13 protein-coding genes are annotated in these 14,158 nt (G+C 70.8%); 7 read left to right on the forward strand and 6 right to left on the reverse strand.

Annotation, left to right across the window (positions count from 1 at the left end):
- The first annotated feature begins 7 nt into the window (after positions 1–7).
- Complete coding sequence (locus SROS_RS08130; protein ID WP_043651574.1) at positions 8–307, forward strand: hypothetical protein; 300 nt, start codon at positions 8–10, stop codon at positions 305–307.
- A gap of 70 nt (positions 308–377) precedes the next feature.
- Complete coding sequence (locus tag SROS_RS08135) at positions 378–1,091, forward strand: alpha/beta hydrolase (RefSeq protein WP_012888427.1); 714 nt, start codon at positions 378–380, stop codon at positions 1,089–1,091.
- 172 nt (positions 1,092–1,263) lie between these two features.
- Here SROS_RS08135 and SROS_RS08140 read toward each other — a convergent pair whose 3' ends face one another.
- A complete protein-coding gene (locus SROS_RS08140; RefSeq protein ID WP_012888428.1) occupies positions 1,264–2,340 on the reverse strand; it encodes an RNA-guided endonuclease InsQ/TnpB family protein in 1,077 nt (358 codons plus the stop codon).
- Positions 2,341–2,479: 139 nt separating this feature from the next.
- On the opposite strand from SROS_RS08140, the gene SROS_RS08145 reads away from it, so the two are divergent.
- Entirely contained in the window at positions 2,480–3,271 is a 792-nt protein-coding gene (locus SROS_RS08145; RefSeq protein WP_012888429.1) for an alpha/beta fold hydrolase, read from the forward strand.
- Here SROS_RS08145 and SROS_RS08150 read toward each other — a convergent pair.
- The 3 genes from SROS_RS08150 to mce all read right to left on the reverse strand — a co-directional run bounded on the left by SROS_RS08150 (position 3,231) and on the right by mce (position 6,620).
- Entirely contained in the window at positions 3,231–4,562 is a 1,332-nt protein-coding gene (locus tag SROS_RS08150; RefSeq protein WP_012888430.1) for an AI-2E family transporter, read from the reverse strand. The genes SROS_RS08145 and SROS_RS08150 overlap by 41 nt on opposite strands.
- A 151-nt stretch (positions 4,563–4,713) precedes the next feature.
- The gene (locus SROS_RS08155) at positions 4,714–6,000 is read right to left on the reverse strand and encodes a DivIVA domain-containing protein (protein WP_012888431.1); all 1,287 of its coding nucleotides are present in this window, start codon (positions 5,998–6,000) and stop codon (positions 4,714–4,716) included.
- A 197-nt stretch (positions 6,001–6,197) separates the two neighbouring features.
- Positions 6,198–6,620 carry a methylmalonyl-CoA epimerase gene (gene mce / locus SROS_RS08160; protein WP_012888432.1) on the reverse strand — a complete coding sequence of 141 codons (423 nt, stop codon included), beginning with the start codon at positions 6,618–6,620 and terminating at the stop codon, positions 6,198–6,200.
- Between the two features lie 84 nt (positions 6,621–6,704).
- On the opposite strand from mce, the gene SROS_RS08165 reads away from it, so the two are divergent.
- On the forward strand, positions 6,705–7,892 hold the full coding sequence (locus SROS_RS08165; protein WP_012888433.1) for an acetyl-CoA C-acetyltransferase: 1,188 nt from the start codon (positions 6,705–6,707) through the stop codon (positions 7,890–7,892).
- A gap of 47 nt (positions 7,893–7,939) precedes the next feature.
- Entirely contained in the window at positions 7,940–8,878 is a 939-nt protein-coding gene (meaB, locus tag SROS_RS08170; protein ID WP_043655036.1) for a methylmalonyl Co-A mutase-associated GTPase MeaB, read from the forward strand.
- 362 nt (positions 8,879–9,240) lie between these two features.
- Here meaB and SROS_RS08175 read toward each other — a convergent pair whose 3' ends face one another.
- Both SROS_RS08175 and SROS_RS08180 read right to left on the reverse strand, forming a co-directional pair.
- Positions 9,241–9,915, reverse strand: a complete 675-nt coding sequence (locus SROS_RS08175) for a DUF4230 domain-containing protein (protein ID WP_012888435.1) — start codon at positions 9,913–9,915, stop codon at positions 9,241–9,243.
- 55 nt (positions 9,916–9,970) lie between these two features.
- Entirely contained in the window at positions 9,971–11,362 is a 1,392-nt protein-coding gene (locus SROS_RS08180) for a hypothetical protein (protein ID WP_012888436.1), read from the reverse strand.
- A 339-nt stretch (positions 11,363–11,701) separates the two neighbouring features.
- Between SROS_RS08180 and SROS_RS08190 the strand changes: the two genes are divergently transcribed.
- Together SROS_RS08190 and icmA are read left to right on the forward strand one after the other, a co-directional pair.
- On the forward strand, positions 11,702–12,235 hold the full coding sequence (locus tag SROS_RS08190; protein ID WP_012888438.1) for a MarR family winged helix-turn-helix transcriptional regulator: 534 nt from the start codon (positions 11,702–11,704) through the stop codon (positions 12,233–12,235).
- Positions 12,236–12,467: 232 nt separating this feature from the next.
- Complete coding sequence (icmA, locus tag SROS_RS08195) at positions 12,468–14,135, forward strand: coenzyme B12-dependent isobutyryl-CoA mutase large subunit (protein ID WP_012888439.1); 1,668 nt, start codon at positions 12,468–12,470, stop codon at positions 14,133–14,135.
- Positions 14,136–14,158: the final 23 nt, after the last annotated feature.

Raw genomic sequence — 14,158 nt, forward strand, 5'->3', positions numbered from 1 at the left:
CCGCCGGATGAGCCCGTTCGACCGGGGCGGCAGCCGGGGTTCCTCCTCCCGGCCGGTCGGCGGGTCCGTGCCCGGGGTCGACCAGGTCGAGGAGTGGCCCGACGGCGACTGGCACGTGCGCCGGGTCACCGGTTCCGGAGCGGACAAGGTCTACCGCTGTCCGGGCTGCGACCAGGAGATCAGGGCCGGCCTGCCGCACCTGGTGAGCTGGCCGGCCTGGGCGGGCGGGGAGGACGAGCGCAGGCACTGGCACACCGCGTGCTGGCGCAACCGGGTCAAGCGCGGTCCCGGCCGGACCCGATACTGACAACGACCGCGCGGCGCCTCCCGGAGATCCGGTCCACCGGCGCCCGCTCACGAGACGGAGTGGGGAAAAGATGGAGATCCGGGCCTCTACGGTGCTGCCCGCGCGCAGGGAGCCGATCGAGCTGCAGACCGGCGACGGGCTGACGCTCGTCGGCGAGCTGGCCCTGCCGGCGGACAGGCCCCCGGTGGCCACGCTGATCTGCCTGCACCCGCTGCCCACGCACGGCGGCATGATGGACAGCCACGTCTACAAGAAGGCCGCCAACCGGCTGCCCGCGCTGGCTGATCTCGCCGTGCTGCGCTTCAACACGCGCGGCACGACCTCCGACCGGGGCACATCCCAGGGGGCCTTCGGCGGGGGGCAGGACGAACGCTTCGACGTCGCCGCCGCGCTGGAGTACGCCGAGTTCCACGACCTGCCCCGGGCCTGGCTGGTCGGCTGGTCCTTCGGCACCGAGCTCGCGCTCAAGTGGGGGCACGATCCGCTGGTGGAGGGCGCCGTCCTCCTCTCCCCGCCGCTGCACCGGGCCACCGACGCCGACCTCGACGCGTGGGCGGCGTTCGGCCGGCCGCTGACCGTGCTGGTCCCCGAGTTCGACGACTACCTCCAGCCGGAGAAGGCCCGTGAGCGCTTCGCCCGGGTCCCCCAGGCGGAGGTCGTCGGGGTGGACGGGGCCAAGCACCTGTGGGTCGGCGAGCCGTACGTGCGGATCGTCCTCGACGAGATCGTCCGGCGGGTGAACCCGGCCGCCTCGCCCCTCCCCACGGAGATCGCCGGTCCGTAGATCCCCGGGGCGTCCGCGGAGCCCCGGCCCAGGCCGTGCCGTTCGCGGAGCCACGGCCGGGGCAAGGGGAGGGTCTTGACGGCGGAGTCAGTGCGACATCACAACCCGTTGTCAACTTCTTGGCCTTGAAGGGCCAAGCTTGCAGCTCCTCATCATGCATGGGGTGCACGGGTCAGGCCGCGTCGATGGCAGCGTGACTCACTGCCCTACGACCGATGTTGATCGCAGCGTTATGGTCGGCGGGGCCAGCGAACCCGCAGTCGACGCACCGGAAATCGTCCCTGCTGGGACGGTTCTTCTTCTTGCATTGCCCGCACCGATGACAGGTGCGGGAGGTGTTGCGGGCGTCCACCAGCCGCACGGGCACCCCGGTGAGGGCGGCCTTGTACATCACGAACGTGCGGAGCTGATGGAAGCTCCAGGAGTGCAGGTCGGCACGCTGAGCCTTACGAACCGTTACCCGGTCCCGGATTCCTTCGAGGTCTTCGAGGGCGATTCCGGAGCGGGTGCCTTTGGCTTTGCCGACCAGGTGTTTGGAGATGACGTGGTTGACGTCCCGGGCGAACCGGGACTCCTTGCGGCGGCGTTTCTTCAGCAGCCGCTTGGCGGATTTCGTGCCCTTGGCCTGCAGGCGTGCCCGAAGGGCGGCGTTGCGGCGCCGTACGGCCCGCACGCCCTTGCCGCTGTGGGCTTCGCCGGTGGAGTCGGTGGCGAGGTTGACGATGCCGAGGTCCACGCCGAGCCACCCGTCCGGCTCGCCACCTCCCGGCGGTTCGGGGACGTCGATCACGACGGCGAGGAAAAACATGCCGTCGTGGTAGACCAGATCTGCCTGGCCTCGGATGCGGTTCTCCGGGCCTTGCGTCCACCGTCCCTGGTAGACGACCGGGATAAGGGCGCGGCCGGTCAAGGTGAGGATGCTGACCGCGTCGCGGCCTTTCCAGGTGAGGATGCGCGGGTCGTAGGCGACCGCCCCCAGCTTCCGGAACGCCGGCTTGATCTTCTTGTCTCGCTTGTACGCCTCACAGGCTTTGGCGATGGAACGGATGGCCATCTGCGCCGACAGCCCGAACTCGTGGCGCAGGTCGGCGTAGACGAGCTTCTGAAGTGCGATTTTGTTCGCGGTTCGCTGCTCGAATGCGACTTCGGCGACCCGGTTGGCGGCGGCGTTGCACGCGCGCATCGTCGCCAGCAGCGCCTCGCGCTGCTCAGCGCTCGGTGCGAGCTTCAACATCTCCGTCACCAACATGCATTGAACATAACATTCAATGCTAAGGCGTGGCACCGTTCCGCGTTTCCTTCCCGCCGTGAACGACAGGGCATCCACGCTGTAGATCTCGGTGAATCAAGGGGTGCCAGATCGTAAGTCCGCGATTACGGTGGACTGCGTGGACCTGTACACGCGATCGGCGGGCGAGGGACTTCCGGTCGTCCTCCTCCACGCGTTCCCCCTGTCATCGGCCATGTGGCTGGCCCAGCGCGAGGGCCTGGGCGCCGTCTGCAAGGTCATCACCCCCGATCTGCGCGGCTTCGGCGGCTCGGTGCTGGGCGACGACGAGCCCTCCCTCGACGCGATGGCCGACGACGTCGTCCGCCTGCTCGATCGCGAGGGCGTCGACCGGGCCGTCGTCGGCGGCCTGTCCATGGGCGGCTACGTGACGATGGCCCTGTGCCGCCGGCACCCCGACCGGGTGCTGGGGGTGATCCTCGCCGACACCAAGGCGGCCGCCGATCCCGAGGCGGCCAGGGCGAACCGCGAGCGCATCGCCGCCGCCGTCCTCGACGACGGCACCTCGATCCTGGTGGAGGAGGTGCTGCCGTCGCTGATCGGGGTCACCACCGTGCAGCGCAGGGCGATGGTGTTCGGCCGGGTGCGCGGGCTGGTCCAGTCGGCCCCGCCCAAGGCCGTGGCCTGGGCCCAGCGGGCCATGGCGGGCCGCCCCGACTCCTTCGACACCCTGCGCGGGCTCAAGGTGCCCGCCCTCGTGATCGTGGGGGAGGAGGACCGGCTCACCCCGCCCGCCGACGCCGAGACGATGGTCGGGGCCGTGCCGGACGGGCGGCTGGCCGTGATCGAGAAGGCGGGTCACCTGAGCGCGATCGAACAGCCCGAGGCGTTCAACCGCGCGGTGGCGGGCTTCATAGCCGAGCTTGCCGGGGGATCACCACCTCGCGGATGATCAGTGCGATCGCGGCGGCCACCGGGATGGCCAGCAGCGCTCCGACGATGCCGAGCAGCGCGCCGCCGAACAGCGCGGCGATGACGGTGACCGCCGGGGCCACGTCGACCGAGCGCTTCATCACACGCGGATAGATCAGGTAGTTCTCCACCTGCTGGTAGACCAGGAAGAAGATCGCGCAGGCGATGCCGAGCGTCCCCGACTGGAGCAGTGCCACCCCGCTCACCAGTACGGCGCCGATCGTCGCGCCGACCAGCGGGATCAGGTCGGTGACCGCCACCACCAGGGCGAGCGCCAGCGCGTACTCGACGCCCGCGAAGGCCAGGAACACCCAGGTGACCACGCCGGCGATCACCGAGATCAGCAGGTTGCCGGCCACGTAGCCGCCGATGCCGCTGATGATCTCGTCGCCGAGCCCCCGGGTCCGCTCCCGGCGGCTGCTCGGCACGAGCCGGAAGAGGTAGTCCTTTATCGAGGGCAGCGAGCCGAGGAAGTACAGCGTCAGCACCAGCAGCGTGACCCCGGAGAAGAACGCGTTGAACACCACCGCGCCCGCGCCGACCAGGCCTCCCGCCACGGTCTGGGCGAGGCCGCCGCTGGTGATGTAGTCGCCGATCCTGGTCAGGATCTGGTAGTCGCTGTCCAGCTCCTTGAGCGTGGGGTTGGCGAGCAGTTCCTGGGTGTAGCCGGGGACCGCGCTGATGAACGAGGCCGCTTCCTGGCTCACCGGCGGGACGATCGCCAGCCCGAAGAGCACGAAGAACAGGATCACCGCGCCGAAGACGATCGAGATCGCCCAGCGCCGTGCCAGCCTGCGCCGCTGCAGCGACTCGACGGCCGGGTTCAGCCCCAGGGCGAGGAACATCGCCACCACGACCAGCACGATCACGCTGCGCGAGGTGACCAGGGCCTGGGCCAGCGCCCACGAGGTGAGCAGGCCCATTCCGGCGGTCAGGCCGATCAGGAAGGGGTTCTTGGCCAGCGGCTTGCCCGGCCTGCCGTACGGCGCCGCATGCTCGTCCGGGGCCCCCGGAGAGGCCTGGGGCCCCTCGGCCCCGGGGAACCCGTCCGCGGCCGCGGAGAGCCCGTTCGCGGCCCCTGGCGCCCCGTCCGCGGCCGTGGGCGGGCCGTCCGTCGTCCCGGATCGCCCATCCGCCGTCCTGGGTGGCCCGTCCGCGGCTCCGGGCGGTCCGCCCGTGGCCGCGGAGGACCGGGGGGCGGCGTCCGCGGCGGGGTGGGATCCCGGGTCAGGCGCCGTGGAGACGTCGGCTGTCGGGGACGCTTCGGGCACGGTTGCTCCTAGCTCTGAGGACGCGCGAAGCCGCGCTCCGGGGGGGTGCGCATGGCCGCGCGGAACGGCGAAAACACAGAGGAGAGCCTAGCGACCGCCAAGGTCACCAGGCTCTCCCGTAGCCGTCGTCAACGCCCCGATTCAGCGGTGCCTACTCCTGCCACCACTCCGCATCGTCGTCCTTGGTCTCGGCCTTGGCCGGAGCGGGGGCCGGAGCCGGCTTCTCGCTGCCGTTGGCGGCGGGAATGGCCGGCTTGACCGGGGCCGCGGCGATCGCGGGCTCCGGGTCGGCGGCCGGGAGCGGCGCGCCGCCGAGCAGCTGGCGCAGCTGCGCGAGGTGGCTGGTGATGCTGTCGCGCTGGCGGGTCAGCTCGTCGACCTGACGCTGGGCGATGGAGCGGGTCCGCTCGGACTCGGTCTTGGCGTCGCTGACGATCGACTCGGCGCTCGACTTCGCCTCGGAGACGAGCTGGTCGGCGTTCTTGCGCGCGTTGGCGAGCAGCTGCTTGGCGTGGGTGTCCGCCTCGCGCCGGGTCTGCTCGGCCTGCTGGGTGGCCTTGGTGGCGCGCTGCTCGGCGGTGGCCGCGCGCTGCTCGGCCTCGGAGACCAGCTTCTGCGTGTTGGCCTGCGCGGTGGCGTGGCGCTCGGCCTCCTGGCGCTCGGCCTCCTCGCGGCGGGCGGCGAGCTGGATCTCGAACTCGGCCTCGTCCTGGGCGCGCTTGGCCTCGGACTCCTCCAGGACCCGCTGGGCCTGGGCGCGCATCTCGTCCGCCTGACGCTTGGCGGTGGTGAGGACCTCGTCGCGCTCGCGCTTGGTCGAGGCGCGGAGCTGGGCGACCTCGCGCTCGGTGGTGGTGCGGAGCTTGGCGATCTCGCGCTCGGCGTCCGCGCGCTTCTCGGCCACCTCGTGGTCGGCGGTGGCCCGCAGCTTGGCGACCTCGCGCTCGGTGGTGGCGGTCAGCTCGTCGGCCTCACGGCGAGCGGTCGAGCGGATCTCCTCGGCCTCGCGCTCGGCGGTGGTGCGCATGTCGTCGGCCTCGCGGGTGGCGAGGGCGCGCTTCTCGGCCGCCTCGTTCTCCGCGGCGGCGCGCAGGTCGGCGGCGTCGACCTTGGACGCGGCCTTGATCTCGTTCGCCTCGGACCGGGCGGCCTGGACCAGCTCGGTGGCCTGCTCCTCGGCGAGACGGAGCAACTGCTCGATCCGCGCACCAAGGCCAGAGTACGTCGGACGCTCCTGCTCCTGCAGCTGACGCTGGGAGTCGGATAGGTCACGCTGCAGGCCCTGAACCTGTTCGCGGGACTGGCGCAACTCGTTGTCGACCTGCTTCAGATGGTCATGGACCTGGTGCCGGTCATAGCCACGGAGCACCACGTCGAATTCCCGAGCGGGGGCGTCTTCAAAGAAGTTGTTGAGCTGTGCGTCGATGTCGGACTGCATGGAGGCTCGATCCTGGGTTGTCGAGACGGCTACACGGGCCGGACGGGGGATTTCGGACATCCGAGGCGGGAGCCGTGGCGGGATCCACGTCCGGTGGTAGGCCAGCGTACTCTGGTGTTGCCGTGTTGGAGGTCCCCTCCGACTTTCTGCGTGACTTGTTACGTATGAACCTTTCTTGCATTTGACATAAGGCTCGGTCAGTGCTCTTGGGCTTGAACGAGCTCCGTCAGCATTCCCCCCACATCCTTGGGATGCAAGAAGGCGATGGAGGACCCCATCGAGCCGTGCCGAGGCTTCTCGTCGAGCAGTCTGACGCCCTTGCTCCCAATTTCTCTCATGGCCTCTGTCACATCCGGGACGCCGAACGCGACATGGTGGACCCCCTCCCCGCGCTTGGCGAGGAACTTACCGACCGGGGTGTCGGGGCCGAGCGGTTCGAGGAGCTGGATGTAGGAGCCGCCGCCGTTGCCGTCGGCGATGTGCAGCATCGCCTCCTTGACGCCCTGCTCCTCGTTGATCTCGCGTGCCACCACGGTGAGCTCGAAGGTCCGCTCGAAGAGCGCGATCTTCTCCTCAAGGTCGTGGCAGGCGATTCCCACATGGTCGATGCGCATGAACATAGGGTCGGCCTCCATGGCGGTTGCTCGGGTGCTCATGGGTATGGTGGCAAAGTCGCCCCAAGTCCCGCCAGGGAGGCCCCTTTTATGTCTGGTTCCGTCATCGTCGCCGGAGCTCGCACCCCCATCGGCCGGTTGCTCGGCTCGCTGGCCGGCCTGTCGGCCGTCGAGCTCGGCGGCATCGCCATCAAGGCCGCGCTGGAGCGCTCCGGCGTCGCCCCCGAGTCCGTGCAGTACGTGATCATGGGCCAGGTCCTCCAGGCCGGAGCGGGTCAGATCCCCTCCCGCCAGGCGGCCGTCAAGGCCGGGATCCCGATGACCGTGCCGTCGCTGACGATCAACAAGGTCTGCCTGTCCGGGCTGGACGCCATCGCCTTGGCCGACCAGCTCATCAGGGCGGGCGAGTTCGACGTCGTGGTCGCCGGCGGCATGGAGTCCATGTCGAACGCCCCCCACCTGCTGCCCGGCCTGCGCAGGGGAGTGAAGTACGGCGACGCCGGCATCGTGGACTCGATGGCCTTCGACGGCCTGACCGACGCCTACGACCAGGTGTCCATGGGCGAGTCCACCGAGCGGCACAACGCGCGCCTCGGCCTGACCCGCGAGGAGCAGGACGCGTTCTCCGCCCGTTCCCACGAGCTCGCCGCCGCCGCGATCAAGAACGGCGTGCTCGACGACGAGATCGTTCCGGTGCCGGTCCCGCAGCGCAAGGGGGAGCCGGTGATGTTCGCCGCCGACGAGGGCGTGCGCGGCGACACCACGGTCGAGACCCTGGGACGGCTGCGGCCGGCCTTCAGCAAGGACGGCACCATCACCGCCGGGTCCGCCTCGCAGATCTCCGACGGCGCCTGCGCGGTGGTCGTGATGTCCAAGGCCAAGGCCGAGGAACTGGGCCTGGAGTGGCTGGCGGAGATCGGCGCGCACGGCAACGTGGCCGGGCCCGACAACTCGCTCCAGTCCCAGCCCGCCAACGCGATCAAGCACGCCCTCGGCAAGCAGGGGCTCTCGGTCGAGGACCTCGACCTGCTGGAGATCAACGAGGCCTTCGCCCAGGTCGTCCTCCAGTCGGCCAAGGACCTCGGCGTCCCGCTCGACAAGGTCAACGTCAACGGCGGCGGCATCGCCGTCGGCCATCCGATCGGCGCCTCCGGCGCCCGCATCGTCCTCGCCCTCGCCCACGAGCTCAGGCGCCGGGGCGGCGGGCTCGGTGCCGCGGGCCTGTGCGGCGGCGGCGGCCAGGGCGATGCGCTGATCATCCGGGTCCCCTCGGCCTGACCGTGGAGGGCCCCGGCGTGGCTGCCGGGGGCGGCCCGCCCCCGGCCGTGGACGTCCCCGATCTGGTGGCGCGGGCACGGGACGGGCAGCCCCGCGCGGTGGCGAGGCTGATCTCCATGGTGGAGAACGGCTCCCCGCTGCTCCGGGAGATCACGGCGCTGCTCTGCGCGGGCCGGCCGTACCGGGCCCGGGTCATCGGGCTCACCGGCTCCCCCGGGGTGGGCAAGTCCACCTCCACCGGGATGCTGGTCCGGGCGTTCCGCGAGCGGGGCAGGAAGGTCGGTGTCCTCGCGGTGGACCCGTCCTCGCCGTTCACCGGCGGGGCCCTGCTCGGCGACCGGGTGCGCATGCAGGACCACGCCACCGATCCGGGGGTGTTCATCCGGTCGATGGCCAGCCGCGGCCACCTCGGCGGCCTGGCCTGGGCCACGCCCCAGGCGCTGCGCGTCCTGGACGCCGCCGGCTGCGAGGTCATCCTCGTCGAGACCGTCGGGGTCGGCCAGGCCGAGGTGGAGATCGCCTCGCTGGCCGACACCACCGTCGTGCTGCTCGCCCCGGGCATGGGCGACGGCGTCCAGGCGGCCAAGGCGGGCATCCTGGAGATCGCCGACGTGTTCGTGGTGAACAAGGCCGACCGCGACGGGGCCCAGGCGGCCATCCGCGAGCTCCGAAACATGACCGCGCTGGTCGAGCGGGCCTGGAGGCCGCCGATCGTGCCGACCGTGGCCTACCGGGGAGAGGGGGCCGGAGAGGTGGTCGGCGCCCTCGACGAGCACCTGGCCCACCTTGAGAAGTCGGGCGAGCTCGGACGCCGCCGCCATGCCAGGGCCCGGGACGAGATCGAGGCCATCGCGCTGACCGCTCTCCGCTCCCGCTTCGCCGACCTCCACGGCGACCAGCGCCTGGACGCCCTCGCCACCCGTGTCCTGGACGCCGATCTCGACCCCTACCGGGCCGCCGACGAGCTGCTGGCGGCCCTTGGATGAGCCGGTGTCATGGTCGCGGCACGGAGAGGACGAACATTCCTGGCCGCGACAGCGCATAAGTCGTTCTCGCTCTGGGTAAAAAGGTGAATCGCTTGTTCGGCCGGTCGGAAATGGGCGCCCGGACAAGGGCCGGAATCGTGACTCCGTGAAGCGGCGGTCGGAACACGATGGGTTTACCCGCTTGGCGGTGGCGGAGTCAGGGCGGTGCCGATGAGAAACGCTCCGGCCTCACGGATAACGGCAGGCATATGTCCGTGCCGGTGACGGCGTTCATACGGAATCCCGTCACGGCCGGCATCCACAAAGGCCGCGCCGAGCGCCGCGGCGGCGGGCGACCGCGGGCCCGGTCGCGGGCGCGGCGGCTACGGCTCGTCGGCGAACTTGACGGTCACCTTCTCGAAACCGAGGGTGGTCAGCATGCCCTGGAGCATGCTCTTGGTGTTCTGGTCGGCCCGGTTGCGCAGGTCGCTGGCCTGCGCGGCTTCGGCGATCTTCTTCTCGGCCAGCACGTAGAGCTCCTGCTGGTCGGCGGGGGAGGAGGACAGGAAGTCCTCGACCCGGTCGAACAGGCCGCGCTGCTGCGCGTAGACGTAGGAGCGCTTGTTGTCGAGGTTGGGCTTCTCGAGCTGCGCGCGCGGCAGCTTCACCGTCACCTCTCTGCGGTCGGGCGAGACGGTCAGCGCGCCCTTGGCCAGGCCGCCGAAGTCGACGTAGGCGTCGACGCCGCCCGCGCCCACGAAGAGCGTGCGGCTGCCCTTGACCGCGTCGGGCAGGAAGGCGGCGTCCCTCTCCAGGTCCACGACGACCTGGAAGTTGCCGGTGGCCGCCTCGAAGCGGCTGAGGTTGTGAATGGACTGCAGCAGCACGGGCTGGCTGCGGTCGATCGTGGTCTCGCCGAACGGGTTCAGCCACGACCAGGTCAGGCGGACGCCCACGACGAGGAGGACCACGACGACGAGCAGTCCCGCGAGGAAGCGCCAGCGGCGCCGGCGAGGCGCCGAGGGGGCCTCGGGCGGTGCTTCTAGGGGGGCTTTCACGGCGGTCTCCTTCCCTCGGCGGCCGCTTTCTCACGCCGAACCTGTGCTGATCTTGTCAGCCGCGGGACCGTACTTCCGTCCTCGGCCTGCCGGCCGGGGCGTCCCTCGGGACGAAGGGCGGGACCGAGGCGGCGGAGGGCGCGGTGGCGGGCGCCGGGTAGGGCGGCACGACCTGCGAGTCCGGCGCGCCCCGCCCGATCTCGGCGCCCTGGCCGGTCTGGCTGATCTGCCCCGGCACCGCAGGCCGCCCTGTCTGCCCGGTCTCGCCGACCTGGCCGCCGAAGTGAGTGCTCTGTAGCCGGCATCCGGAGAAGTCGGAGTAGTACAGCCGCAGCCAGTCCCTGCGCTGGGCGTCGGTGAGACCGGAGAACCACGCGGCGGCGTACTGGTGCTCGGGGAGCGGGCCGCTGGGCAGCGGCTTGCCGCGCAGCCACGCGACGACGATGTCGCGGTAACCGCCGGCCGGGGTGCCGTCGCATTCCTGGGCCAGGTTCTCGACGAACTCCTCGGCGGCCTCGTCGGCGAAGCCGGCGGCCAGGTCGTCGACGTGGATCGGGACCGCGCCCGGGGCGAGGGGGATGTCCTCGCGCCGGGGGTGCTGCTCAAGGCGGGAGAACTCGCCGGGCGTCCCCGCCAGCCGGGAGGCGATCTTGACGAACGCGGAGCCGAGCTCGGGAAGGCCGGTCCGCATCCCCGGGTGCACGCAGACCATGATCGGCCATTCCTGGCAGCTGTAGACCACCCGCTGGGCGGAGATCGTCCGAGGCTCGGTGAGCAGCCGGGCGACCCCGGTCCCGGCGGCCAGCACCGCGAGCAGCGCGGCGGCCAGCACGAGCGCCTGCCGCGTCACGACCGCGGCCCAGCCGAGCAGCAGCGCGGCGCTGATGCCCAGCAGCCAGAGCGTCTGGTCGGTCAGGGCGGCGGCGTTGAGCCCGCGGAAGGGGTCGTACGGCTCCCGCGTGGCGGGGATGAGCCGGTCGGCCCAGGTCGCCCCCTGCGCCATCCAGGCGAACAGTCCGTAGCAGCCGAGCCCGGCGAGCATCGGAGTGATCGTCCACGGCAGCAGCCAGCCGGTCACCCAGCCGATCGCGACGTACAGCGCCAGCCCGGCCACGCCCATGACGAGGCCGCTGGGCAGCAGCCGTCCCGCCTGCTCGGTGAGCATGGTCCTGACCGCCAGGACCAGCAGCGTCGCGGTGAAGGCGCCCCCGACCACCACCAGGATCGCCAGTGGCGCGCGGACCGCCTGCCAGGTGGTCAGCGACCGCCGGCCGGTCCCGCGCCGCCTGCTCACCGCCACCCAGGCGGCGAACGCCGCGGCCACCGGCCCGGTGAGCCGGAGCGAGCCGATCACCGCGACGATGATGTTCTCCCACGCGCTGACACCGGGTATGAGGACGCTCCACGCCGCGACCACGCCGAGCACGAGCAGGACGGCGACCGCCACCAACGCGCTCTGCTGGAGTTCTTCGCGTGAAACGCCTCTGTGCTCACGCACCGGCACGCGTGGAGCGGATCCACGCCGTGTCGGCCGAGCAGAAGTCCGTGTGGCGTCTGAACGCCATTGAGTTGTCGTTCATCAAACCCCCCGTGCCGTGAATGCGGTAGCCGGTCCCCTCGGCCACCGATCCGGCCTGCATCCCCCGCAGGCCGGAGCGAGTCCGCGCGGCCATTTGGCCGCGCCCTCACCATTCGATGTGGGAACCATAACTGAGCGTGACGTTTGGTGCCCGGGTTCTTGGTGAAGCCATCAATCTGGTAACTCTACGTATATGGGCGAACCGGGATGAGGCCGCGCTACCGTAGCCCTGTGGCTACAGGTCAGCTGAATCTGCCGTTCGACCCCATCGAGCGCGCCGCGGAGACGTGGCGCGTTCAGTTCGGGCCTTCCTCGGCCATGGCCGCCGTCACGTCGATCATGAGAGCGCACCAGATCCTGCTCTCGCAACTGGACACGCTACTCAAGCCGCATGACTTGACCTTTGCCCGGTACGAGGCGTTGGTTTTGCTGACTTTCAGCAAGACGGGGGCGTTGCCGCTGTCCACGATCGGCGAGCGCCTGATGGTGCATCCCACGAGCGTGACCAACACCGTGGGCCGGCTGGAGCGGGCCGGGCTGGTCCGCCGCATGCGCAACCCCCGGGACGGCCGCGGGGTGCTGGCGGAGATCACCGACGGGGGCCGGGGGGTCGTGAGCCGGGCGACCGCCGATCTGATGGGCGCCGACTTCGCCATGACCATGTACGGCGAGGCGGAGCTGGATCAGATGTTCGGCCTGCTCAGGACCTTGCGGGTGGCCGCGGGGGATTTCGAGGACTGATTCGAGGACCGAGAGGGCCGAGGGGTGCGGAGGTCTCCGGCACCCTCGGGGCGGACCGGACGGCGGGCCCCGGGACGGATCGGACGGCGAGGTCCTCTGTCCGCGATCACGCGCCATGGCCTGGCGGGGACATCCCGGCGACCTTTCTGGCCAAAAATTAATAGGACGTCCTAGTATTTTCTCCGGGGCCACGAGTCGTGCAGGAGCCGCAAGCCGTACAAGGGGGTTGGCCATGGACGCCGAGGAGATCGAGGCGGGGCGGTCGCGCTGGCAGGCGCGGTTCGACGGGGCCGTCAAGCGCGGATCCGAGTTCAGGACGCTCTCCGGGCTCGACGTGGAGCCGGTCTACGGGCCCGGCGGCGACGACCCGCGCATGGCGCGCATCGGCTGGCCGGGGGAGTATCCCTTCACCCGGGGCCTGCACGCCACCGGCTACCGGGGCAGGACGTGGACCATCCGGCAGTTCGCCGGGTTCGGCAACGCCCGGCAGACCAACGAGCGGTACAAGATGATCCTCGGCGCGGGCGGCGGCGGCCTGAGCGTGGCCTTCGACATGCCGACGCTGATGGGCCGCGACTCCGACGATCCGCGCTCGCTCGGCGAGGTCGGCCACTGCGGTGTGGCGATCGACTCCGCGCTGGACATGGACCTGCTCTTCGACGGCATCCCGCTCGGCGACATCACCACCTCGATGACGATCAGCGGCCCGGCCGTCCCGATCTTCTGCATGTACGTCGTCGCCGCCGAGCGGCAGGGAGTGCCGGCCGGCAAGCTGAACGGGACGCTCCAGACCGACATCTTCAAGGAGTACATCGCGCAGAAGGAGTGGCTGTTCGCCCCCGAGCCGCACCTGCGGCTGATCGGCGACCTGATGGAGTTCTGCGCCGCCGGCGTCCCGGCCTACAAGCCGCTCAGCGTGTCCGGCTACCACATCCGCGAAGCCGGCTCCACGGCCGCGCAGGAGCTGGCCTTCACCCTGGCCGACGGGTTCGGCTACGTGGAGCTCGGCCTGTCGCGCGGGCTGGACGTCGACGCCTTCGCCCCCGGCCTGTCGTTCTTCTTCGACGCGCACATCGACTTCTTCGAGGAGATCGCCAAGTTCCGGGCCGCCCGGCGGATCTGGGCGCGGTGGCTGCGCGACGTCTACGGGGCCAGGACCGACAGGGCCCAGTGGCTGCGCTTCCACACCCAGACGGCGGGGGTGTCGCTGACCGCGCAGCAGCCGCACAACAACGTGGTGCGCACCACGGTCGAGGCGCTCGCGGCCGTGCTCGGCGGCACCAACTCGCTGCACACCAACGCGCTGGACGAGGTTCTGGCGCTGCCCTCGGAGAAGGCCGCCGAGATCGCCCTGCGCACCCAGCAGGTGATCATGGAGGAGACCGAGGTCGTCAACGTCGCCGACCCGCTCGGCGGGTCCTGGTACGTGGAGGCGCTGACGGACCGGCTCGAAGCCGAGGCCGAGGCGATTTTCGCGAAGATCCGGGACATGGGGCGGGACGGCTCGATGACCTCGGGGATCCTGCGCGGCATCGAGGACGGCTGGTTCACTTCCGAGATCGCCGAGGCCGCCTTCGACTACCAGCGCAAGCTGGAGAAGGGGGAGAAGCGGATCGTCGGGGTCAACCGCCACACGGCCTCCGTCGACGAGCCGCTGGAGATCCTCCGCGTCGGCCACGAGGTCGAACGCGAGCAGAACCGGGTCCTGGCCGCCCGCCGAGCCGAGCGCGACCAGGGGGCCGTGGATGGCGCGCTGGCCGCGATGGTGCAGGTCGCGAGGGGTGAGGGCAACCTGGTTCCGCCCATGCTCGACGCCGTCCGCGCCGAGGCCACGCTGGGCGAGATCTGCGACGCGCTCCGCGGCGAGTGGGGCGTCTACAGCGAGCCGGCCCGTTTCTAGCGGTGGCGAGTCGGTGCAGTAAT

The organism is Streptosporangium roseum DSM 43021 (genome assembly GCF_000024865.1).
In the GTDB taxonomy this organism is placed as follows: Bacteria; Actinomycetota; Actinomycetes; order Streptosporangiales; family Streptosporangiaceae; genus Streptosporangium; species Streptosporangium roseum.

What these genes read in the sequence shown, in the direction of transcription:
- icmA (WP_012888439.1), top strand. Translation starts at nt 12,468, where the DNA reads ATGGACGCCGAGGAGATCGAGGCGGGGCGGTCGCGCTGGCAGGCGCGG.
- SROS_RS08165 (WP_012888433.1), top strand. Translation starts at nt 6,705, where the DNA reads ATGTCTGGTTCCGTCATCGTCGCCGGAGCTCGCACCCCCATCGGCCGG.
- SROS_RS08140 (WP_012888428.1), bottom strand. Translation starts at nt 2,340, where the DNA reads ATGTTGGTGACGGAGATGTTGAAGCTCGCACCGAGCGCTGAGCAGCGC.
- SROS_RS08155 (WP_012888431.1), bottom strand. Translation starts at nt 6,000, where the DNA reads ATGCAGTCCGACATCGACGCACAGCTCAACAACTTCTTTGAAGACGCC.
- SROS_RS08135 (WP_012888427.1), top strand. Translation starts at nt 378, where the DNA reads ATGGAGATCCGGGCCTCTACGGTGCTGCCCGCGCGCAGGGAGCCGATC.
- mce (WP_012888432.1), bottom strand. Translation starts at nt 6,620, where the DNA reads ATGTTCATGCGCATCGACCATGTGGGAATCGCCTGCCACGACCTTGAG.
- SROS_RS08190 (WP_012888438.1), top strand. Translation starts at nt 11,702, where the DNA reads ATGAGGCCGCGCTACCGTAGCCCTGTGGCTACAGGTCAGCTGAATCTG.
- SROS_RS08130 (WP_043651574.1), top strand. Translation starts at nt 8, where the DNA reads ATGAGCCCGTTCGACCGGGGCGGCAGCCGGGGTTCCTCCTCCCGGCCG.